The sequence below is a fragment of the Butyrivibrio sp. XPD2006 genome (assembly GCF_000420865.1).
Classification (GTDB): Bacteria; Bacillota; Clostridia; order Lachnospirales; family Lachnospiraceae; genus Butyrivibrio.
This window is the reverse complement of the sequence record NZ_ATVT01000003.1, coordinates 394,918-418,305: the sequence shown is the minus strand read 5'-3', so window position 1 is coordinate 418,305 and position 23,388 is coordinate 394,918. Positions and strand designations below refer to the sequence as shown.

General features: G+C 42.6%; 22 protein-coding genes and 1 riboswitch. Of the genes, 2 read left to right on the top strand and 20 right to left on the bottom strand.

Features of this window, described 5'->3' with window-relative positions:
- Positions 1-289: 289 nt before the first annotated feature.
- Both G590_RS0105665 and G590_RS0105660 read right to left on the bottom strand, forming a co-directional pair.
- Positions 290-1,009, bottom strand: coding sequence for a sulfite exporter TauE/SafE family protein (locus G590_RS0105665; RefSeq protein WP_022764707.1), 720 nt, complete (start codon positions 1,007-1,009; stop codon positions 290-292).
- A gap of 301 nt (positions 1,010-1,310) precedes the next feature.
- Positions 1,311-2,171: an NAD-dependent epimerase/dehydratase family protein gene (locus tag G590_RS0105660; RefSeq protein WP_022764706.1), complete on the bottom strand. Its 861-nt coding sequence runs from the start codon at positions 2,169-2,171 to the stop codon at positions 1,311-1,313.
- A gap of 179 nt (positions 2,172-2,350) precedes the next feature.
- A riboswitch (cyclic di-GMP riboswitch) is annotated at positions 2,351-2,426 on the top strand.
- Positions 2,427-2,519: 93 nt separating this feature from the next.
- Here G590_RS0105660 and G590_RS0105655 point away from each other — a divergent pair.
- A complete protein-coding gene (locus G590_RS0105655) occupies positions 2,520-4,250 on the top strand; it encodes a methyl-accepting chemotaxis protein (protein WP_022764705.1) in 1,731 nt (576 codons plus the stop codon).
- Between the two features lie 56 nt (positions 4,251-4,306).
- On the opposite strand, the gene rsgA is transcribed toward G590_RS0105655, so the two are convergent.
- From rsgA to G590_RS0105585, 14 genes are all read right to left on the bottom strand, one after another.
- Positions 4,307-5,887 (bottom strand): ribosome small subunit-dependent GTPase A, encoded by a 1,581-nt coding sequence (gene rsgA / locus G590_RS20470; protein ID WP_022764704.1) that lies wholly within the window; start codon positions 5,885-5,887, stop codon positions 4,307-4,309.
- A gap of 272 nt (positions 5,888-6,159) precedes the next feature.
- Positions 6,160-6,942 carry a methyltransferase domain-containing protein gene (locus tag G590_RS0105645; protein WP_022764703.1) on the bottom strand — a complete coding sequence of 261 codons (783 nt, stop codon included), beginning with the start codon at positions 6,940-6,942 and terminating at the stop codon, positions 6,160-6,162.
- Positions 6,924-7,409 carry an adenylate kinase gene (locus G590_RS0105640; protein WP_022764702.1) on the bottom strand — a complete coding sequence of 162 codons (486 nt, stop codon included), beginning with the start codon at positions 7,407-7,409 and terminating at the stop codon, positions 6,924-6,926. The genes G590_RS0105645 and G590_RS0105640 overlap by 19 nt, the downstream gene beginning before the upstream one ends.
- Entirely contained in the window at positions 7,406-7,963 is a 558-nt protein-coding gene (locus G590_RS18550) for a GNAT family N-acetyltransferase (protein ID WP_022764701.1), read from the bottom strand. Before G590_RS18550 ends, G590_RS0105640 begins: the two co-directional genes overlap by 4 nt.
- Positions 7,964-7,981: 18 nt before the next feature.
- Positions 7,982-8,389, bottom strand: coding sequence for a GNAT family N-acetyltransferase (locus G590_RS0105630; RefSeq protein WP_022764700.1), 408 nt, complete (start codon positions 8,387-8,389; stop codon positions 7,982-7,984).
- 2 nt (positions 8,390-8,391) lie between these two features.
- On the bottom strand, positions 8,392-8,907 hold the full coding sequence (locus G590_RS0105625) for an NUDIX hydrolase (protein WP_022764699.1): 516 nt from the start codon (positions 8,905-8,907) through the stop codon (positions 8,392-8,394).
- 11 nt (positions 8,908-8,918) lie between these two features.
- Positions 8,919-10,598, bottom strand: a complete 1,680-nt coding sequence (locus tag G590_RS0105620; RefSeq protein ID WP_022764698.1) for a M3 family metallopeptidase — start codon at positions 10,596-10,598, stop codon at positions 8,919-8,921.
- Positions 10,599-10,617: 19 nt separating this feature from the next.
- The gene (locus G590_RS0105615) at positions 10,618-11,394 is read right to left on the bottom strand and encodes a class I SAM-dependent methyltransferase (RefSeq protein WP_022764697.1); all 777 of its coding nucleotides are present in this window, start codon (positions 11,392-11,394) and stop codon (positions 10,618-10,620) included.
- Complete coding sequence (locus tag G590_RS21285; RefSeq protein ID WP_022764696.1) at positions 11,387-12,571, bottom strand: NUDIX domain-containing protein; 1,185 nt, start codon at positions 12,569-12,571, stop codon at positions 11,387-11,389. Before G590_RS21285 ends, G590_RS0105615 begins: the two co-directional genes overlap by 8 nt.
- A 112-nt stretch (positions 12,572-12,683) precedes the next feature.
- A complete protein-coding gene (locus G590_RS0105605; protein WP_022764695.1) occupies positions 12,684-13,151 on the bottom strand; it encodes a GNAT family N-acetyltransferase in 468 nt (155 codons plus the stop codon).
- Between the two features lie 16 nt (positions 13,152-13,167).
- Complete coding sequence (locus G590_RS0105600) at positions 13,168-13,986, bottom strand: class I SAM-dependent methyltransferase (protein ID WP_022764694.1); 819 nt, start codon at positions 13,984-13,986, stop codon at positions 13,168-13,170.
- A gap of 254 nt (positions 13,987-14,240) precedes the next feature.
- Positions 14,241-14,921 (bottom strand): MBL fold metallo-hydrolase, encoded by a 681-nt coding sequence (locus G590_RS0105595; RefSeq protein WP_022764693.1) that lies wholly within the window; start codon positions 14,919-14,921, stop codon positions 14,241-14,243.
- A 19-nt stretch (positions 14,922-14,940) separates the two neighbouring features.
- Positions 14,941-15,426, bottom strand: coding sequence for a C39 family peptidase (locus tag G590_RS18545; protein ID WP_022764692.1), 486 nt, complete (start codon positions 15,424-15,426; stop codon positions 14,941-14,943).
- A 149-nt stretch (positions 15,427-15,575) separates the two neighbouring features.
- Positions 15,576-17,975, bottom strand: coding sequence for a toll/interleukin-1 receptor domain-containing protein (locus G590_RS0105585; RefSeq protein WP_022764691.1), 2,400 nt, complete (start codon positions 17,973-17,975; stop codon positions 15,576-15,578).
- A 159-nt stretch (positions 17,976-18,134) separates the two neighbouring features.
- On the opposite strand from G590_RS0105585, the gene G590_RS20465 reads away from it, so the two are divergent.
- On the top strand, positions 18,135-19,292 hold the full coding sequence (locus G590_RS20465; protein ID WP_022764690.1) for a PqqD family protein: 1,158 nt from the start codon (positions 18,135-18,137) through the stop codon (positions 19,290-19,292).
- Between the two features lie 4 nt (positions 19,293-19,296).
- On the opposite strand, the gene G590_RS0105575 is transcribed toward G590_RS20465, so the two are convergent.
- The 4 genes from G590_RS0105575 to G590_RS0105560 form a co-directional block, all read right to left on the bottom strand.
- Positions 19,297-21,066, bottom strand: a complete 1,770-nt coding sequence (locus G590_RS0105575; RefSeq protein ID WP_022764689.1) for an ABC transporter ATP-binding protein — start codon at positions 21,064-21,066, stop codon at positions 19,297-19,299.
- 56 nt (positions 21,067-21,122) lie between these two features.
- Complete coding sequence (locus tag G590_RS0105570; RefSeq protein ID WP_155828727.1) at positions 21,123-21,521, bottom strand: hypothetical protein; 399 nt, start codon at positions 21,519-21,521, stop codon at positions 21,123-21,125.
- 156 nt (positions 21,522-21,677) lie between these two features.
- Entirely contained in the window at positions 21,678-23,093 is a 1,416-nt protein-coding gene (gene rlmD, locus G590_RS0105565) for a 23S rRNA (uracil(1939)-C(5))-methyltransferase RlmD (protein WP_022764687.1), read from the bottom strand.
- Between the two features lie 8 nt (positions 23,094-23,101).
- Complete coding sequence (locus tag G590_RS0105560; RefSeq protein WP_022764686.1) at positions 23,102-23,368, bottom strand: hypothetical protein; 267 nt, start codon at positions 23,366-23,368, stop codon at positions 23,102-23,104.
- Positions 23,369-23,388: the final 20 nt, after the last annotated feature.

Here is a 23,388-nt window from a genome sequence, read left to right as displayed (position 1 = left end):
ATTACTTAAAAAGTAATTCTATAGTATAGAACGGAATCCACTGCTGAATTAAGTCTTACCAGAAATCAGCATGCAGAATTCTGTTTTACACACTATTCCGGATGCTTGTTTGTCATACAAAAATGTATGATGAACACTGCACTTGGGTATGATTATAACGCATTTTTAGTTTTGGGGTAAGTTCTGTAAAACAGAATTAACACTTATAAACACTGAATTTCAGTCAAATGCAGAATTTACCTTTTCTTTTAACGTTTTGCAAAAAATTAGAGGTTCAAAATGAACCTCTTTACAATACATTATTCAGGATCAATGCGATTCCGGATACAATCAGCAGGATGATCACAATCTTTTTTACTACTTGCTCACTTATCTTCCCGGCGCTCAGCATTCCGGCAAAAAGCCCAATAAGCATAAACGGCGCAAGCACCAGGGCTCGTTTCAGAGCCGCCACAGTAAGAATTCCGTAAAAGAGATAAAGCCCTATTCTGAAGGTATTCTCAATCACGAACACCGTGCAGATATTGGCCTTGAAAGCCTTCATATTATCTGTAGTCCTGCCAATATAAGCTCCAAGAAGCGCTCCGACTCCAAAGAGTCCACACAGGAAGCCTGACAGAATGCCTATTATAGTAAGCAGTATCTTTGAGCTCCTCGCCCTCTTGTGTGACAATTCCCTGAGCAGCATCTCTATGCCCACAATTATCACCAGCACTCCGAAGATTATCTTGACCAGCGTAACATCCGCATTCTTCAGAAAAAGAGCTCCGCCAAAGCTTCCGATAATCACCATGACAGCAAGCGGAAGAACTATCTTAAGGTCAATCGCCTTTCTCTCTTTCCAGCTTATTATCAGGTTTGTCGGATACCCAAGGACAAGTTCAAGCGGAGAGATATTTATATTAGCCGCCGTGAAGCTTAATATCGACGTAAAAACCAGAGTATTTGCAAAACCGCATAACCCCTTAACATAGAACGCTAAAAGCGTTGCAATTATCCAAGATATCATGTTGCAATTCCTTATTTGAAGTTAATAAGACTTCTACACATAGTTTAGGGTAAAACTCGCAAATATGCCTTACCAAGAATTTCCTATCTTCTTAAGGCATATTTTTTCTTATAATTGATTGTCGATTTGCCTATGCACATGCCTTAAACGGCATCTTTCGCCTGTTAAAGGCATACTCTTCATATGAAAACTATGCTCGGACACCAAATTGTATGCCCTATAGCGATGTTTTTGTTTACTGGAGGCATACAATGAATTTTACAGCAATCGCATGGTGATATTTCCATGGTCTCATATACACTTAAGCTTCTACATAATAATCGATGAGTCCATATATCCAACTGTCCAGATTAGAAAACTCATAGCCAATACCTCTAGCTTTTCCGGTATTAAAACTAAGCGTATCTGTCAGTCCGTTGTATGGCGCTGCGTCGCCGGCATCATCAAGGATTGCAGCCTTACCGATCTTCTTTTCAGCATAATCAATAATCTCCGAAATCTTTATGACTCCGTTTGAGCATCCGTTTACAGCACCGCTGCATGGATGATCCGCAAGGTAAGCAATGAACTCACCTGCTTCTTTTTCATGGATAAAAGACATTGCTCTGTCCATATCATCAACATACATGGGACTTTCATTCCTTATATGATCGACATAAAACTTAAGTCGCCCGGTATAGTCATTCTCTCCAAGGACAACAGGATACCTCACAAAAGTGCAGGAGTTTTCATCCATAAACTCAAGAGCCGCACGTTCTGCATTGCGCTTGGTCTCAGGATAATCAGGAAGTCTGTCCTGCCATTTTAAGGGGTGATTTCTTGTTACGAACTCCCCTTCTACAATGTCAGCATGCTCTTCATGATAGACAGAGCAGCTGGACATCTGAATATACCTGTCACAGGAAACATTCGCCAAAAGAGCCTTTACATCATTGGAACCGTAGGCAATCTTATCAATTATCACATCAAACTTAAGGCCGCCTAAAGCTCTTTTAACAGCTTCAGAATCTGTCCTGTCAAAGACAGCGCTGTTCACTTCTCCTGCAAAATCCGCCACAGCATTTCCCCTTGTGGCAACAGTCACATCATGACCGGCAGCCAGAAGTGCATTAACCATAGGAATTCCAAAAAATCTGGTACCACCAACAACAAGAATTTTCATACCATTCTCCTCTATCCCAGTTCTATAGCCTGTTTCAATGTCTTTTTAGTATATCATACGCACAAATCAATTATAAACAATTTATTAAATTTTACTAAAAACTGTTTAAAAATAATTATCAAAATTTTGCATATTATGCATTGTTTTTCATTTATCGCTCCCGTATAATTCATCTTCGTTCGAATATTTGGCAAAGCAAGCGAAAGCTTGTGACGCAAAGCTATAGGGACTTTAACATGTCAGCCAGTTGCATTTCTTTATGAATTTTTAGCACGGGACATGAGCCCGTGCTTTTTTTGACTCATTGTGTTATTTGGGATTGTTTAAATCAATCAGAAAGGAATCATCATGAAGAAAAACAGAAACATGGTCCGCGGTATTATTCTTGTTGCCACATTCCTTGCACTGCTTATGTGCACATGTGTCGGAGTAATCGGCTACAACCACATTAAAAAGGCATATTTTACTTCATTTTCAGAAGGCTTACAGGCAGCTGCAATTCTTCTGGAGGATGAGTTTTCAAATGAAATTCAGGGAGACTGGTCTTTATCCGAAAATGGAGAGCTTATGAAAGGCGAGACAGCAATTCATGATCTCTATCAGTCACAGCTCGATACCATCCACAACAAAACAAAGATGCATTTCACAGTATTCTATGGAGATACCCGTTACATCACTTCTCTTACAGATGCTGATACAGGAATGCGCATGGAGGGAACAAAGGCTTCTGACGTAGTCGTTAATGAAGTTCTCAGAAACGGTAACAGCTACCTTGCTCAGAACTTCGAGCTTGCCGGCCAGAACTGGTATGCTTACTATCTTCCGCTTAAAAACTCAGACGGTACTGTAGTAGGTATGATCTTTGCAGGCCGTGACACATCAGTTGTTGAGAGCAACATGAAAGCTGCTGCACTTGCAATCATCGGTACATTTATAGGTTTCTTCTTCTTTAACTGGGGCGTTGCAAGATTCCTCATCAGCACAACTTCAAGATCAATCCGTGATATCGTAAAGGGTCTTAAGAATCTTGAAGACGGTGAGCTTTCTTTCTACATTGATGACCGTACATTCAACCGTAAGGATGAACTTGGTGTTATTGCCGAGAGTTCAGCTCAGGTTCGTGACAAGCTTCAGGATGTTATCAGTGTAACCAAAAAGCTTTCTGATGATGTAACACAATCAGGTGTTAATCTTGCAAATTCAGCAGCAACAGCTTCACGTGTTGCAGAGCAGGTTACAAACGCAGTTGAAGACATCAGCCGCGGTGCTATGTCTCAGGCTGAGAGCGTAGAGAATTCAGTAAATAATACAAATGAAATGGGTAACAGCATTGATGATATCACAGACAGCGTAGAGGCTCTTTCTGCTGCTGCCAATGAGATGATGTCAGGTGCAAACCGCACTGTAGATACCCTGAACGATCTTATGGACAAGAACCAGAATGTCATGACTTCAATGAAGAGTATCGACAACCAGATCCGTACAACCAATGATTCAGTTACCAGTATCGCTGAGGCTTCAAGCATTATCACATCTATCGCCGAGCAGACTCACCTTCTCTCCCTTAACGCTACAATAGAGGCAGCAAGAGCAGGCGAGTACGGTAAAGGCTTCTCAGTAGTTGCAGGTGAGATCGGTGTTCTTGCAAAGCAGTCCAAGGATGCAGCTGTTTCAATCAATAAGATTGTTGAGACTCTGGTAAAAGAATCTACAAAGAGCGTAGAGACTATCGAACTCCTTTCATCCAGCATGCAGGAACAGAACAACCAGCTTACAAACACCAAAGAAGATATGGACAGCGTTGTTGAGAACGTTAATAACGTAGACAGCTCAACAAAGATGATCTCAGAGAAGATTCACATGCTCAACGAGCTCAAGAACAGCTTCTCAGATATCATCTCAGAGCTCTCTGCTATTTCTCAGCAGAACGCAGCTTCCACTCAGGAGACAAATGCTTCCATGGAAGAGCTTAACGCTACCTTCTCACTCATCAGCAATGCAGCTTCAGATCTTCGCAGCATGGCTGAAACACTCAATGACAAGATGGCTTACTTCACAATTGAAAACATGAGTGCCTGATATATGATTAATCTTAAAGGGACGGTTAGAATGTACCGTCCCTTTTTCTTATCTCTTTATATGTCTAAAGACTTTTTGCTCTTCTTGTAGGCTTTTGCCCACTTGGAGATTTCTTTTTTCCTGGCGTAGTTTTTGGTATTCTCCGAGCCAAGGTTTTTGTATAGCTCATATCTCTCAGGGGAGAGTTCGCCGCTTGCAATAGCAGCTTTTATCGCGCATCCGGGCTCGGTTTCATGCCTGCAATTGCTGAATTTGCACAGACATTCCAGCTCCACAATATCTGAAAAAGTATCGTCTATACCTTCTTCTGTGTTTGCCATGCCTATTTCACGCATTCCCGGAGTGTCTATAAAGCAGATGCCGTTAGATGTTTCTATGAGTCTTCTGATAGTTGTAGTGTGGCGTCCCTTGTCATCGTCTTCTCTGATCTCGGAAGTCTTCATGATATCTTCTCCAACCAGCGTATTGATAAGTGTGGACTTTCCGACGCCTGATGAGCCCATAAGACATATCGTATTTCCCGGAATCAGATATTCTCTGAGTTCCTCCAATCCGATGCCATAGAGCGCTGAAATTGCATGAACGCGCACTTTATCAGATATCTGCTCCACCTCGCGTACATATCTTCCGGTATTGTTACAAAGGTCAGATTTGGTAAGGATCACCACAGGTGTTGCACTTCCCTGAAGAGCAACGCTCACATACCTCGCTATACGGTTGTAGCTGTAGTCCTCATTAAGAGATGAGACAATAAAGCAGTAGTCCACGTTGGAAACCATGTACTGCATTACTCCGGTCTTGGCCTGATCCGGTCTTTGTAAAAAGCTTGCTCTCTCGCATACAGACAGGATCATAGAATCTCCCTGTCTGTTGTAGCGGAAAGTCACATAATCTCCTACTACCGGAAGCTTATCCGCATCTTCTCCGTAAAAACTGCCCTTTAACTTTGCCGGGATTTCCTGTTCCCAGAACTTTATCATGTAACTGTTTTTACTTACCTGTGATATCCTTCCTAGTTTTTCTTCATGAAGCCACTGGCAGGATAGCTTAAGAGGTTTGTAATACGGGAATTTATTCGTAAACTCTTTTACCTCCTCTTCGTCCTCGCACTCCTCGAAAACAGGTGCCTCATAGAACAGTCCGTGGATATCTCCAAATCCATCGTTAAGAGGAAGTGCCATAAATGCATCTGCATTTCCGAATGCCGGATGATGGATATCAAAGTTGTCGCAGGTCTTAAAGCCGTGTTTTGGATAGTACTGAGGCTCTCCGCAGATCACGATTCCCTTGTATCCTGCTGCCCGGGCAAGAGAAACAGTCTCTTTTAAAAGTGCCCCTCCTATCCCTGAGCTAAAGCATGTGGGCTCAACAGCCAGAGGTCCGAAGGTCAGCACTTCATGTTCACATGTGCCGTCGATCACCTTGGCCTTTGAGTAAAATATCGCTCCTACGATCTTTCCATCAAGCTCTGCCACGCGGCTTAGCTCCGGCAGGTATTCATCGGCGCCGCGAAGCTTGTGCACCATCAGATGCTCGTTGCATCCCGGGCCGTGAATGTTCCAAAAGGCGCGCATGGTCATCAGTTCTGTGTCATAGTAGTCACTTGTAGTTTCTTTTCTGATTATTAAATTATTCAATGTTTTGTCTCCTTGATCATGTTTTGCTAATTCATGTTGTCTTAAAGTTATGTTATCAGCTACAGTATGGAGACCTTGTGACGGCGTAAAAAAACCGCGACAAAAATGCCACGGTTAAAAGTATCTATATAATCGCCTTGCAGATATCAGAAGGCATAAACCGAGGTCATCATACTGTATTCATTTACAATCTCTGTTCTGTTTGCACTCATTATTATGATTACCTCGCTTTCTTTTAGATTTTTACTACACTCAAAAGTCTATCACAGCTTTTATTTCTTGGCAACAATGAGATATCTGTGGATTGTTCCCTGCACAAAGCCGTTTTTATCAATCTCTTCCTGCATCTTGAGGAGCCTGTCAAAGCACTTCTCCACCGAGAAATCCGGGAACTCCCACTCTATGATGTGCGCAAACCAAACGAATGCACCCACATCATAAAACCTTATGGGTCTGAACACTTCTTCTCCGCGGATCACTTCAAATCCGGCTTCTTCAAATTTCTTTTTCTGGATAGAGAGCTCCAACTCCGGGAATGGCTCAGGTGTGCCCGGAAGAACCATCTCCACCAGGTCTCTGTCGTTCTTGCCTCCCACCTGCTGCGTGATAAATATTCCGTCGTCCTTGAGGAGTCTGTATATCTCTTTTGGGTCAAAGCTTCCGTGTCTGTTGATCATTATGTCAAAAGAGCTGTCGGCAAAAGGTATGTCTGACTCGTTGTCACAGGTTTTGAAATCAATCCCGAGGGGCAAAAGAGTCTCTTTGCACAGCTCAACATTCGGCGGAAAACCTTCGGTTGCTGCTGTGTTCTTGTAAGGGTGTCCCAGCGATAACAGGAACTCTCCGCCACCTGTATCAAAATCCATAAGCTTCATGTCAGGATCAAGGTACTCTTCAATTATCTTCTTGTAATCCCAGGGAAGGTCGTCCTCCTCTTCGTATCTGTCATGGATGTGAGAAAAGTCCCAGCCGTGAATGTGGGCAATCTTCTCCTCCGCTTCCCATTCTTTTCTAAGTTCGTTTATTCTGTCTGTATTCATATTTCTGTAATCCATTTTTCTGCCTCTTCTCTGGTGCTGAATGTTATCAGTTTTTTGTCCGGATATTTGTAAAAGAGCTCGTAAAGCACCGGCTTGTTTTCTTCCTCATAGTTCTTAACCAGCTCCACCAGTTCCGGGTCAAGTTTATTCTCTGTCCATGGCATATCAGGGCGATCCTGTCCTACTCTGCCTATGATGCCGTCCATGCAGACCTGCTCACCGTAATCCAGGAAAATGATTGTATCGCAGGCTGCAATTCTCTTTTCATAAGTTCTGCTGTAATCGCCGTCAATGATCCAGCTGTCGCGACTTACAAGGTCAGACAGCTTCTGATCAAACTCATCTCTGGAAATGTGGGTTCTGTCAGCCTTCCACCATATGTTATCCAGGTGGTACAGCGGAAGATCTGTTTTCTCATGAAGTTTAATTGAAAAGGTACTCTTACCACTTCCCGAGCACCCCAGTACTAGTACTTTTTTCATTTCTGCATACTCTCCCACTCTGCCTTTAGGAGCCTGTACTCCAGGCGGGTTTTCATCCTGTCGTCATGCCACTCATAGTCGATGTGCTCAGCTTCTTTTATGAGCCCGCTTTTTTGCATCACTCTCTCGGAGCCGATATTCTCAGCCAGGCACCCGGTTGTGACACGGTACACGTTGTCCTTGGTGAAAGCAAATTCAAGGACCTTCTTCACTGCCTCGGACATATATCCGTTACCCCAGAACTTCGGATATGTGAAGTATCCCAGATGAACAAGCTTGCCAGCAGGAGTAGTATCTGTGACAGTGTATCCGACGCTTCCCACCTGCTCATGGGTGTCCTTAAGTTCCATGTGTAGGAAATAAAACTCCCTGTCAGGCTTCTTTATATCTGCAAGAACGTCTCTGAACTCTGCCCTGGCATCTGCAGGTGAATCCAGCTTGATGTCCTGCATATAGTACATGGTCTTATCATCGGTTTTTAATTTGTAGTAGGCATCAAAATCACTCTCAGTGTAGTCTCTGAGTATCAGCCTGTCTGTCTCAAGTTTAATCATTAGCTCTTTTCCCTGTTCTCAGATCTTTTTAAGGTAAAAATACTTACTCAGCTTAGGATCCTTATCCTCTCTCACAAACTCAAGCTCATAGCCCAGCTTTTTATAAAACTCCGGCGCCTGAAAGCCAAAGGTGGTAAGGGCAATTTTGTCATATCCTTTCCCTTTGAAAGCATCCTCGACCGCCGCTACAAGCCTGCTGCCGACACCGGCTCTTCTGTAATCTTTTCCGATTATCAGATCACCGATATGGACCTCGTTGTAATATGCACGTCCCGTAATGATCCCTGCTATCTTTCCCTCGTCTTCCGCAGCGAAGGTAAATTCCTCAAAGTTAAGTGCCACATCACAGTCAATTGCATAATCCGTGAATTCTCTGTTGATGAACTCTCCGGTCTTCTCGTTTTCCTCAATTCGTTTTATCTCCATAGTTAGCTTTTCATCTCCTTCAGCATTCTCAGCACTCTGAGATCTCTTTTTATCATGACTTCGTTAAAAAAGACATCGCTGGAATAAATGTCATTGGCTTCAATCGCCGTGTCCAGATCCACCACGCGCAGAACAAACTCTGCGTCGCTCTCGTAATCATCAAGTTCCTGCTCTACCAGCTCATCCTCTACATCGCAGAAGTAATAAAAGTTCTCCTGCTCAAAAATGGTATCCTCAGCCATGCCACTCTTTTGCCTGCGAAGGGCACTTCCAAACTCCCTGATACTCTCCGGGATGACAACCATTCCGACTTCCTCTCTGACCTCACGGATGAGAGCCTGTCTTTTGTCCTCATCATCGTGTATTCCGCCGCCGGGGAATTTGTAGTACTTCTCCTTCTTGCTGTACACCAGCGCAATCTTGTCGCCCTTTCTGATGATTGCTCTTGCAGAGGGTCTTCGAAATACGCTGTCACTTTCCTTATAGTCTTTTAAATCAATTTCAAAAAGTCTTTTCATGCCACAAAATCCTATAATTCCAATTCAGTTTCAAGATACTCTCCGATTTCTCTTATAACATCCTCCGAGAAAGAAGACTTAAGTCCCATGTAAGCAATAGCTTCGTTATAATCCATGGTTTTGCCGATCTCTCCAAGCTTAATAAAGAGCTCAGTACCCTTCTTCTTATCTTTTTTGAATTCATTTGCAAGGTAGATTGCTGACAGATTACATAGGGAATATGTGATCGTATATCTTGGCATTCCGAAAATGTTGAAGCCTCTGTAAAGAGCTGCGCCTTTGGAAAGAAGATCCTGATCCATCATCTCAACGCCCGGCAAATATAGTGCAAAAGGCTCGTTGTATTTATCGATTCGCTCCTGGGCAGAGGCATCAGGATTTTCATAGATAAAGGTTTCAAAATCAAACCATCTGCAAAAGCCTGTAATATCATCCAGAAAACCTGCCAGTACGCTTTTCCTGTGTTTTTCTGCATCTTTGCCAAAAAACATGTCGGCGTATTCAAGAGAAATAAGCTCCATGGTCTTTGACGGAACTTCCTTTAAATCCTGCACCTGGCTGTGAAGCTCCTGGTTCTCATATTTATCCATGGACAACTGAATCTGCATGGTATGTCCGGTCTCATGAATAATATCATTGAGATCAGATCCACTTCCTAAGTAGTTGGCATAGATAAACGGAATCTTCTGCTCCGGCATAGGAACAGAAAAAGCTATTCCGGTAACTTTTTTATCTGAATATTCCAGTTTAAGATAGCCATTCTCCCGCATTCTTCTGAATGCATCTCCAAGACGCGGGCTCATATCATCATACATTTTTTGAATATTATCCACTGCAAAATCAATGTCGGGACTGATTGGCATTGCATTCCCGTCAGTAAAATAGATATCCGTGTCATCAGACGTATAATGTGCAAGACCCAGGCGCTTTTGAAGTGCCTTATTGCTCTTCTCAACGATCGGAAGGATTATCTTTTTTACGTTCCCTACAAACTCCCGAAGCTCCGTTTCGCCATAGGAGAATCGATCCTTTTCAGTATCTGCATATTCCAGATAATTACTAAAGCCATTTGCTGTCGCAAGTTTATGGCGGGTTTTGATCAGCTCATCAAGAAGACTTCCAAATGCTTCGCCGTTTTCCGCAAAGCCCGCCCTCTCCGCATGTCTTGCTGCTTTTCTGACTTCCCGGTCCGCAGAGTTTTTGAGCGTTCCGATTTTGGAGGCTGACACCTTCTCGCCGTTATAGTCAAATTCCATCTCGGATGCGAGCTTGTGGATCTGTGCAATTATCTCCTGCTCTTTTATGGCATATTCTTCTCCATCGCGGAAAAGAGCCTGTTTCTTTTCCATGGATTCCAGTAAGAATTTACCGTTTGCCTCCTCGAAATGCGCTCTGTATGGACTTGCAAGAATAGCTTCATTCAAAGACACAGAATTGGCTGCTGCCAGCTGTCCCATCACATTCGCAGTCTCCGCGGCCACTTCCTCGTTTGTTCCATCGATAAAGCTCTGAATATACATATATGTAGCCATTGAGAGGCAATGATTGCCATAGCTCTGTAATTCGCCATTCAGCTTATCAATCTCTTCAAATAAAGCGCCTGCCTTAACTGCATCCTCAACCGCTTTTGTTTTTTCTTTCAGAAGTTCAAAGTCAGGTCTTTCATACCTGATCTCATCAAATCGTTCCATTCCCCAACATTCCCCTTTTTTAGTTTTTCCTAATGTACCAGCTGTAACCGTGAAAGATAAGGTTCTTTTTACTTTGTTCAAATATTGGCGCAAGAGACGTTTTCATCCATTCTCTTGCCTCTTCAGCGGAAATGTTTCCGCCCTCGATCTGTGCATTTACGTTTGACTGGATCAGCATGAAGTCCACAAATGGTTCGAGATCAAATTCATACTCCATGTCATACTCAGTCTGCTTCTTCATAGTGAACCCGGTCGGCAGATCAGCCTGAGTCCACTTGTTTTCCTTCCTGAAAGGCTTGGGAAATCTCTTTAGATACTCGTCCCGATACCATGTGGTGTAGGCGTCGCTCCCTGCCATTTTGTCGGTTATCCCAAAGTCATATATTACGAGCAGGCCACCATCTTCTATGACATCAAACATATTTGCCATGAACCCTTTCTCGTCAACCCAGTTAATTACGCCTGCGGCGGTCACTATGTCGTACCTGTCATCAGGGATTTTAGTTTCTTCGGCTTTGGCAACATAGAATGAGTACGCTTTGTCCTCACCATACAGTTCCTTGCATACTTCTACCATTGAGTCCGCAATATCGGTTCCGGTCACCTTGTCGCAGATAAGACGCAAGGCCTTTGTAGAAAGACCTGCTCCGCAGCCGACATCGAGGCCGCTTTTGAATTTATATGTCGCGTCAAGATTGCAGTCTTTAAGCAGTTGTTCAACTACAGATTTGTGAAGCCATGGGCGCTTTGCATAGCCCAGTGCTATTCTCTTTGAGTCAAAAGACCTGTTATCCATTGCGCTTTCCTCCTGAGATGAACTTTTCATACTCTTTCAGCGCAGTATGTTCACGCCTGTAAAGCCCGTAGATTGCTATGTCTGAGCTGTGGTAGTCTTCGTATTTACCGAATATCTCCAGTGCCTCTTCAAGGGGCACCCATGCATTGGTGTAGCCTGCAAGCTTCTCTGCTTCTGTAAGGTGCTGAACTCCGGTATCTTCTATAAGCTCGCATATGTAGTAATGATTGATGTGTCTCCACACGTCAAAGAGCTCTTCAATATCAAGATATCCTGCTACGGCCTTTGTCCTGTATCCAGTCTCTTCCAGCATCTCTCGCTCACAGCAATCAGCGTAGTTCTCATGACCTTCCACTCCGCCGCCGGGGATGATGTACAATCTGCTCTTTGGCTCATGGCACAAAAGAACTCTTCCGTCCCTTACAAGTATTCCTCTGCATGCATGGCGTATCTTCTCTATACGACCAAGATAGTCGTCATTTATAAGCTGCATCTGAACCGGAAAGCTGTCTTCAAACTCTTTTATCTGCTCGCAGATCCTGTCCGGAACTTCGCTTACAAACTTAAGGATCATATCCGATTGATAATATTTGTGCCCGGAAACATCGATAGGATCGGGAAGATTGTACTGCACGTCTATGAGATGTCTTTTCATCTTAGTCATACAAGTAGCCTTAACATAGTCCTCAAAATCTGCCACCTTGGAATCCTCCAGAAGCTGCAGTATATCGTCTCCGCTTGTGATGTTCTGAAAAAGCCATCTGTCTATTCTGTTTGATTCAGGGTAATATTCTTCCTTGAAACCATCATAGGTCATTGGCGGGATCATCTCTTTTTGCAGAGCACGCCAGATCAGCAGATCGTTCCAGTAATCCGTGAGGCAATGCACCACTATCCCGATGTAGAATGCCTTTTGGATTTTGTCATTTTCTTTTACCACATATTTGTTCCAAAAGGCTTTTATATTCATGATCCAGTTATCGTAGTTCTGCGTATCTCCCCATGGTCCGCAGTTTTCGAATAAATGGGAATGAATCTTCTTACTCAGATAATCCTCGTCAAAGTGCACCGAATCAGGCGCCACGCTGCCGAGAATGTATTCCTCTTTTCCCTCGACAATCCCCAACCTGTCTATCAGCCTGTACGCCACTTCCATGTGCGTAATCTGTCCCGCCATACTCTAATTCTCCTCCATTTTATACCGGTCAAAAATGGTCCCTTGACTTAAGTCCCCAGGGACCAAAAATGAGCCACTGACTCCGTCCCCAGGGACCATTATAGCATAGGCTTTAGTTTTTCTCGTAGTAAACTATGTCCATTATGTCACTTATTTTCTCGATTTTACCGGTTTGCCGGTATCCGAGTTTCTCGTAGAGATGGAGGTTGCCTTTTTCCTGAAGTATGGTATCAAGGCTCCAGTTATCTTCACCATAGATTCTCTCAGCTTCCAAAATAGCCTGCTGAGCAAAGCCAAGGTTCCTAAATTCCGGCATTATCCATATGGGAGAGATGCGCTTTCTGCTGCCGTCCTTTTTATCAATTATCCTGATGCCACCGACTCTTTTCCCTTCAGCAACTATGAAGAAATATGTGGTTCCCATGAAGTCAAATTTCTGCAGGATTCTCTCGTAGCTCTCAGCAGCAGGACTCATGTCATGATCGTGGTATTTTGTCAAAAGACCTTTAAAAGCATCTACCTGCATCTGCCATAATTCACGCATATCTTCTCTGTTTGCTTTCTGTAAAATGACACTCATTGCATTCTCCTCTTCATCATTGTTTTATGAAAACCTGCACAACATGGTTGGAATAGCCCATCAGATCAGCTCTTTCAGCCGTTGCTATCAGGTACTGAAGCCACTCGTTATAGGAGGCTTCCGACATGTTGTTTACTGAATCCCGGATGACATGTGAGAGTCCATCCTGCGCAAATCTTGGGCCTTTTGTGACAGGCACTTCTTTTAACACCAGCTCTGTCAGTTCATCTATTGTGGATATAGTATCAAGGTATATAGATGATCCGGTATTGTCTGTGACTCTGGCTGTGTCCCTTTCGTAGCCTATTGTCTTTATCTCTTCAGCCGGATTCTCATGCTGGAATATGTACTGTATGAGCGGAGCATCCTGAAGCACAAATGCCACAAATATAGGCGCACCCTTTTTAGCTACTCTTACAGCTTCTTTTATCGCTGCTATTCTCTCCGGTGTATTATGAAGATGGTAGACAGGGCCCAGCTCAAGTACCAGGTCATAGGTATCATCCTGAAACTCTTTTAAATCCATAGCATTGGCCTGGTGCACATTTATGTTTTCTGCATCTTTAAAGAGTTCTTTCATTCTGGCAACGTTGTCCGGATGCAGGTCTATCGCATCGATTGAATAACCTTCATCAGCCAGAGCATTTGTGTAAACTCCGCAGCCGGCGCCGATATCTATAATCCTGTCACCGGGTTTTAGAAATTTATGGAGGTAGTGCATGGTCAATCTGTACTCTGTTTCATTTACTTTTGTACTAAACAAACGATACTCTTCTCCTGCGCCTGAGTACTGTCTCAGATATAACTCTTCAAGCTCTTTTCCCTCTAGTCCCATTTCATAATCCTCCTTTTTGTAATAAAAAAAGCACAATGACCAGATTACAATCTGTCTTGTGCTTTTCATAAATCATCATATACGAAAAACCACACAGACAGATAAGACCTATCGGCTCACAGCTGTGTGGATAAATCCAGCTATAAGCGAATACGTCTGTACATAATCTCCATGTAGTTATACATATATCGCTGATTCATAAGTGCTCCTTATCGGTTTATTGTTTGTTATGATATCGCAGGCACACGGGGTTGTCAATTCATTAATAAATCTGCCAGTGTATCATCGGTTTCTACCGGCACCCAATGACCCTCTACGCATATATCAGGATCAATCTCTTTAATGGTATCAGCAAGCTTTCTGCTGAGAACCGGATCCTTTGCACCGTTTGGGAACTGTGGGCATGTAGCATCCCCAAGGAAAAGAGCTTTATCCTCACATACGTATACTACTGTTGAATCATCCGTGTGCGGAGCTTCCGTCTGCATAACTTTGACAGTACAGCCTCCAAGGTCAAACGTGATTTCACCGGAAAACGTCATATCAGCCTTAACTACTATTACTTCCTTATTCCCTTCATACTCTTTTCTGATGCTTTCATTCATAGACAGAAATTCACCGGGACCGTTTGTCTCTATCTTTTCTTTCCATGTAGCAAGATACTGATTTGTCTTTTCGTTAGCAAGACATAGCCCGTTTACTGCATGCATTCCAAATGTATGATCCCAGTGCCAGTGGGTTATTACTGTTATACTCGGAAGTGGGAGGTTTTCTTTTTCCAAAAGATCATAAAACTGCCTTGTATGTGCAGCTGAATGGCCTGCATCGATTGCAATGCTGTAATTATCGCCTTTGACATAACCAAGGTTGGGGCGATCTCTTTCCTCTTCAAAGGGCATATACCATATGTGTTGTGATAGCCTCTTCAATTCCATGGTAGTTCATCTCCTTTAATTACTTTTTCATTTCAAAAAAAAGATTGAACATAAGCGGTTGATATATCTTACTTGTTTGCCATATTTTCTTAAAATCGGATATGGGGATTCTTCGGTTATACAATTTGTCTTCACTGTTTTTCTGCTCTTTCAATGAATCCGCAGTATAAATGTATTCCTCATCAAATCCGACCACAGTGATATAGTGAAGCCATCTCGAACCCACAACGGTTCTGGTGAAAACAACTACCGGTACACCTTTGGATACTGAATCTTTCAGCGCCTCGATGTTTCCAATCCGAAGCAGAACTTTTACTTTATATTTCAGGCACAGATAAATTATTCCTATACCAGGCACACTGCCTCTCCAAAGCTTAACAGGAATCTGCCTGTACGCTGAAAGCCCGTCTATATCTATTCCAAGGTGTCTTAAAACAAAAGCTGTGGAATAACCGCTGCACTCGCTCCCCTGCTGATATTCAAATCTGTTATCAGCATCTATCATGTATTCCTTGTGTTTACATTTTCGGATTATTTTGGGGATCGGAAGTCCGTATAAAATTATATTTATTACTGTCACCCAAATATATATCCATAAGATTTCTCTAAGTATTTTTAGTATGATCAGTGTCCCCATCGCACCATTATTTCCCTTCAGTATAGTCCGTATTTCTGCTTTACATTTGCAGACGGTGTGTAATCACCAAGGTATTCGTCTGCCATCTGACAGAGCGTGCTATAGTCAACGTAAGGTACTCGGTAATAACCAGACTCAGGATTCTCCATTATAAAGTCGTTGCCGTCTTCACAGATTATCCTGTCACTCTCGCAGATTATTCTCATTTCTTTGTCGAAGATGATTGATTTCTCGCCGGATAAGATATAGCTTCCGGTAAGTGCGCTATATCTGAAATCGTCAAAGTGTTCATCTGCGGTTTCAAAAGAAATAACCAATTTGCCTGTCTTTGCATCAAAAATCTTGGCTGTATGATCTGTGAACAAGCCAAAAGAGTATTTTCCATCATCGGAGTAAAAGGCAATATTATCGACAAAATCCGTATTGAAGTCATACAGGTCCTCGTCTCCAAAGACCTGATCAGGCCAGTACATTTCAACTGTGGTGCGCTCAAATTCGCCATCTTCGTTCTCTGCAAGCCTGCTTACATCATTCGAATATCGTGTTACATAGCCGGCGTTTTTGAAATGACAGTACAGACTTCCGTCAACAAATTCAGCATCAGTCACGTTCTGATCCGGTGCTGTTTTAAAGAATGATCCTGTTATTTCCTGCTGCCCGTAAAGAGCGCTGCACTCATATACCCTGCCTTCACTTGATATGAAGCGAAGGTTTCCTTCATCCAGCCAGGCTTCAATCACATATTCATTGTATGTATACCGGGCTGTAAGCTTTCCCGTCGCCGGCTCGATAACAGCAACTTCATTATCCCCGCATAGGAAAAGATATTCATCAGAAATCCGGATCATACCGTTTTGAGCCTCGAAATCTTCCAAAGAAAGCTTCCAGATTTCATCTTTGGAGGCCGTGTCGGTTGCAATAATTTCAGTAGTTAATCCTATGTCATTATCTGTCGTCACGGCAGTATAGAGCCTGCCATTATCATATCCAAATTTCGGATAGTAATTTGACTCAATTATTCCATCAAATGAGCTCAGTATCTGTCCGTTATCCGGATCGATCAAAAGGCAATACCAACCGTCATCAGTGCTGAAATAGCATTGGATTTCCTTTTCATAGAAGCCGGCGCCTGTCAGATAAGATGCAGCGTCGTGAAAGATCGGGCCAAGGTCAGTCATGAACAGAATGTTACCTGAGCCGTCCATCCCCTGTAACATGCCTTCATCATTCATGATCACCAAGGATCCGTCATCATTAGAAAAGATTTCTGCGGAATCAGTAAACTCTGCGGAAGTATTCTCACCGGTCTTAAAGGAATAGAAATGACTGCCCAGATGTGTACTCCACGAAACTCCTTCGCTGCACAACTCCGCTTCCATGCCGTCTGTATAGTCAGCAGGAATGTGATAAAGCACTTCTGCGTTTTCAGTATCATATACATATGCTGCATTGCCCTGATTTAAAAGGACATATCTGTCGCCACCCGAAACATCAAATTTCATGACCCAGCTTTCTGCATCATAAGTGTTTACAGGTGAATATGCATTTGAAACCTTGTATATGTCCATGTCTGAATAAAGAGCCTTAAGCGCATTCTCATTATAGGCTTTCCGGTCATCACCGGGAAGTACTCCCCTTACAGCATATACTGCATCTTTTATCCTTCCATCAGCAATCAGATTATCTGATGCATTAGCCATTGTTGTTGCCAGATCATATTGAAGCTGGCGATTCTGGCTACTGATCTTGATAAGCATTATTGTAGCAAAGATGGCAAAGGCCAGAACAGCAGCACCAATACTTCCAAAAATCATAGCAAGTCTTCGTATCCTCTGCTCCCTGTGGCGCTGCCTAAGGTCATCATAGTTAAGCCCGAATATTGCAGCACAGAGTTTGATAACAGCAATATCCATGGCCTTTAAAACTTCTTTCTTATTCTCTCCCCTGGTATCGGCAGCCAGAGGCTCCATCTCACGCCTTGTAATGACAGTCTCGCCATTCTCGTTGGTGGTTTTCACCTCGTCGTAAAGCAGTATTTCGGGAAAAGAGTTTGCCGGCTCATCCTCAGCAAGTACCACGAGGATGTGATCCCTGGGATGAGTCTGAAGAAAGACCTCTATTTCCTTCATGCACCATCTGGACTCAAGATATCTGGGCGTGCAGATGGTTATCAGGAAATCGGAATTTAATAATGCCTTGCTGATAGGATCCGAAAGATTATCCGTAAGAGGAAGCTCATCCACATCGCGGAATACTCTCTCAATCTTTGTCTTTCCACTCTTTACCTTTGAAAGCACAGACTTAGGAAGCTTGAAATTCTCAAGCTTCTTGTGAAGATTCTCAGCCACAAAGCTGTCAAACTCGTTGTGTCTATAGCTTATAAACGCATCATAATGAAAAACGTTTTGGTCAGACATTTTTTGACTCCTTTATCAGCAGCTAACGGAATAACGGTAACTTGCATGATAATTATACTGTTTTTTATATATAATTTAAACAATTAAAACATTTTAAAATATGCTATAATATGCTGGTATTATTCGTATTAACCTTATTTTCTTAAGAGTGGGGAACCTATGATCAGAAATAACGATTTTACTCTTGAATATATCGGCGACACTCCTTGTCTGCTAACGCATGGTCAAAGCGCAGCAGATAGGAAGAAAAGCTTATTTCTAAATGATACCGGTGTTTTTATCTGGAATTTACTCTCCAAAGATCTGACAATTGAAGAAGTCTTTGATAGTTGCTATGAACACTTTGAGATAGACGAGGCAGATCGTCCTGACGCAAAGCGTTCCATTCAAAGCTTTATGGATTCCCTTTGTTATTCAGGAATGGTTATAGATACTGATTTTTATAAAAAGCTTAAACTCAAGAAATATGTCAGCATGAATATTGCCGGTATCTGCGTAAATCTGTTCGGCAAGGAAGAACTGTTTGATGATAGCTTTATGTCTTTTGCTGATGATGAATACACTTGCTCAGCTGATAAAACCCAGAATATTTATGTCTATCATATTGCACCTGTAATACATAAATCCGGTGAACTGATCATTCGTGATAAAGAGGTCTCCGTTATAAAAACATGTGATAAATATATTCTCATTTTCCCGTTATGGGAGCATGTTGACGAGCTTCATATATCACCGGACGGACAGAAGGTATCTGTTTTTGTTAAAGATACTGATAATGCCAAGGAAGAAGTATTCTGGGCTATTCGTCACGCTTTCCTTTATATGGCAAGAATCCATAACTTATTTGCCATACATTCGGTTTCTGTAGAGTATGATCACAAGGCTCTTCTCTTTTCTGCCGGATCCGGAATCGGCAAAAGTACACATGCAGCGCTTTGGAATAGGTTGTACGGCGTAAGACAGATCAACGGCGATTTGAATTTATTGGGAAAAGGTGATGATGGCAAAATATATGCGTATGGCATGCCATGGTGTGGATCTTCAGGAATCTATGATGCTAAAGCCTATGAGCTTAAAGGAATAGTACTGCTTCGTCAGGATCCCAAGAATTTTGTAAGTCATTTGCAGCCGGAAGCTAAAGCTCTTGCTATTAGGAACCGAATCATCTCTCCGATGTGGAATAGTGAGATGTCCTTAAGCGTTATTCGCTTCGCGCAGGAAGTTAGCGCTGACTATCCTGTATGGAATTACAGCTGCAACACCTCAGATGATGCAGCTGCATTCATAAAGTCCCAAATCGATAGTACAACAGCTTAAGTATTCAGGCGATGCTTTCCATCTCGCTGATTTCCTCATCAGATAACTTACAACAGTTGCCGTTTCTGATAGCATATACTCTATCGCATTGTTTTAATACTGAAGGTCTATGTGTAGTAATAATAGTGGTCCTAGGATATTCATCTGCCATGATATTCTTAAGGACCTCTTTTTCTGTCCATACATCAAGAGCAGAGGTTGCTTCATCCAAAAGAAGTATAGGTGACTGTCTAAGGATTGCTCTGGCAATAGACAACCTCTGGGCCTGTCCCTCTGAAAAGCCACTGCCGTGCTCTCCCATCTCAGTGTTAATGCCTTCAGGAAGTTTCTTGACAAAGTCCCACGCACAAGCCATTTTCAGGGCTTTGATGATCTCGTCATCCGTTGCATCCTTTTTTACATTTCTCATATTTTGAGCTATAGTTCCCGAGAACATTGTATTTCCTTGTGGAACATATGCAAAAAGACTTCTCGTTGCAGCTGTTGCATAGAGACTATCTTCAAGTTTCCCATCACCGGTCGTTATACGCACCTGTCCCTCACCGGGCCTTATTATAGCAAGAAGTAGTCTTAGCATAGTTGTCTTTCCTTCGCCTGAAGGTCCGACAAATGCAACTGTCTCATGAGGATTAGCATTAAATTCAGCCTTGGAAAAGACATTTTCTGCACCTTCGTAAGCAAATGACACATTCCTGGCTTCTACTCCTATTCCCTTACCTGCATGCTCCTGCCCAAATCTTTCAACCTCTTCGGCATTGGAATAATCATCTCTTGGAAGGTCCAGTATGCTTTTAACTCGGTCAGCTGAGTTAAACAAGCTAAGAGACGTTGGTACAAAACTGATAAGATTAGAAACTGAGCCTGTAAGAGAACTTGAAAGGCCTATAAACATGGTCATTGTTCCGTATGTGATAGCTCCGCTCCAAACCTTGTATACGCCCCATGCCTGTGCAGAGTAGGATACAAGCATAGATACAAATGTCAGTATAAAAGTATTGAGCATTGATATCTTCTGGTACTTAAGCGTAGCTTCTGAATATCCTTTTTGAATTTCTTTTAGCCTGTCTATGTGATATGACAGCATATCAAAAGCTTTTATTGTCTGAATATTCGAGAAGGTCTCCTGATGAAAACCGTTCATTCTAGCGGATGCTGACATAGTTCCCATTCCGCTCTTTCTCATCATCTTCATAGAATAGCGCGAACTGATCAGTGTTATCGGGATGCTGGCAAGCGCAAAAATTGCAAATGTCCAATCGTATATGCAAACCATATATAAAGCGGATGCAAATCTGAAAATATAGATTATAAGGTTTGGTACAAGTGTCAAAATTCCTGATGCAATATTGGAAGCGTCACTTCCGCATCTCATAACAAGGTCACCGGAATGATATTTAGACAGGGATTGCCAATCCGTTCGTAATATTCCTTCAAAGATCTGCGCCTTTATCTCATTATTAACCTTAAGACTGATTTTGGTGGAAAGGTAACTTGATATCTGCGAAACACAAGTATTCACTACTGTAAGTACAATCATGATTATAAATGTGCGCAAAAGTTCCCCTGTGCGATGTCCTGTGATTATATCTACCAGGTCTCGTGAATTAAGGCTTGTAAAAAGACCAAGTATTATGCCGGTCATGCCAAGTAAAGTGTATATTACAATAGCGGGTATATGGTTTATTGCATATCCATATATCCACTTGAATATCAATAGCTTGTCTTTTAGCTTTCCTTCTTTAATTTTGTTGAAATAATATCTTATCTTCCCCATATCAAAAAAAGAAGCACCACGTTCATATGTGGTGCTCCAATAAAAATCTTTAATAATTAGTTAAGAGGCTGTACATCTCTTATTTTAAGTTCAGTCATTGTACCACTTGTACCTGATTCACGAATAGCACCGTTTTCACCAACAACTTGGAATATGAAATCTGTCCATTCGTTAGCATTAAGATGTCTATTAACATCAATACGATAAGATGTATCAGATTCTTTTGTTATTGGATACTCAGAACTTCCAAAGCTCTTAATTGGTACTGTTGAATCAATATAGATACTGTATCTCTCACAAGCCTCATTTAATGGATTCTGGAAGTGTACTCTGACGTCTGTATGAGATCCGCCATTGTTGTTATCGTCATTAACCCATGCGTTGGATGGATTCTCAACAGGAGTCCCACTTCCGCCGAAAGTGCCTTCAGCCGTAAATTCGATACCAAGTTCCATTAACTGTGGTGCTTCATAAGTCTTCATTATTTCCCCCCATTAAAATGGATTTTATATCATCCATTTCCTTTTTTTTAATAGTGAAATTATAAAATGATTTATAACAAATAACAATGAAATATCGATAATCTAACAAAATTGTAAGATTGTTATTCCTTAAGAAATTTCCTTATCAGTCGTCTTTGTTAAAAGCACGACAGTTTCAACATGGCTTGTCCAGGGGAACTGGTCCACAGCCACAGCTCTGGTCATCTCGTAGCCGGCGTCCTGAAGTATCTCGAGGTCGCGGGCGAGGGATGTAGGCTTACAGGAGACGTAGATCATGTAACGAACTCCGTAGCCGATGATCTTCTGAAGAGCCTTGGGATTAATGCCGTCACGAGGCGGATCAAGGATGATGAAATCAGGCTTGTCCTCGATCTCATCAAGGACCTTGAGGACATCTCCGCAGATGAACTCGCAGTTATCAAGGTTGTTGAGCTTGGCGTTTTCTCTGGCTGCCTCAACAGCTTCCTCAACGATCTCAACACCGATTATCTTGTTGGCGACAGGAGCCAGGAGCTGGGCAATGGTGCCGGTTCCTGAGTACAGGTCATAGATGACCTCATCCTGACTTATCTTCTTCTGATCATACAGACTTCTGATGTATCCTCTGACCGTAGTATAAAGCACTTCAGCGCTCAAACTGTTAGTCTGGAAGAATGAGAACGGAGTGATCCTGAACTTGAGTCCCAGCAGATACTCATAGAAAAAGTCCTGTCCATAGAGGATCTCCGTGCCCTCATCGATTATGGCATCAGCCAACGAGTCATTCCTGGTATGAAGAATGCCTGCAATTCTGCCTGTAAGATCCAAGGACAAAAGCGCATCGGCAAAGCCTTTAAGATCATGCTCCTCCTGGGTTGTGGTAACAAGATCAACAAGGATATCTCCTGTCTTGACTGCCTTCCTGACAAGGAGGTGCCTGAGGTATCCCACCTGTTTCATTCTGTGGTAGAAAGAGATTTCCTTTCTCTCATACATGGGCGCAAAATAGTCCAGCGTAGCTGAGAGAATGGCCTTGTAATCATCGTCCACGATTCTGCATCCCGAGACCGTTACGATATCATAAAAACTGCCCCTCTTGTGCATACCAAGACAAAGGGGGCCTCCTATAGAGTCGTCACCAAAGGTGAACTCCATTTTATTACGGTACGCAAACTTAACCGGGCTGGTCTTGATGCCTTCCCAGGTAAACTTGCCTTCCTGTCTGTCCATGGCGTGCTTTAAAAGAGTCTTGACCTGCTGTTCCTTGAGGCCAAGCTCCTTGACATAGGGCATGGTGAGATAGCTGCATCCACCGCACTTTCCGAAATGTATGCAGGGACTCTCATGAGCGTCCGGAGATTCCTCAAGGACCTCCACTACTCTTCCCTCAGCCCTGTCCTTTCTCAGCTTGGTGATCTGGACAGATACCTTTTGATCGGGAAGGACACCCTTAACGATGACCTTCCCTTCATTAGTTTCAACAATTCCTTTGTTGGGGAATTCAACTTTCTTTACAATTCCCTCAATAATATCTTTTTTCTTCACAATAAACTTTAGCCTTCTCTGATGAAGTCCTCGTCTTCAAAATCATCTTCGAAATCATCGAAGTCATCATCGTAATAATCATCTTCAAACGCAGGAGTCATATAGCGATATACAAGGAATGAAATAACTGCAACTGCAGAAATTGCTCCAAGTACAGCCAGAATCCAAAGGATCACGTTGGAAGGCTTCTTGGCATTTGCTGCCTCTCTCTTATCCAGGAGCTCGTTAATACGTGTCATTTCAATTATGTCTTCGATTTTAGATTTAACTTCCATTTGTAACCCCTCCATAAAAA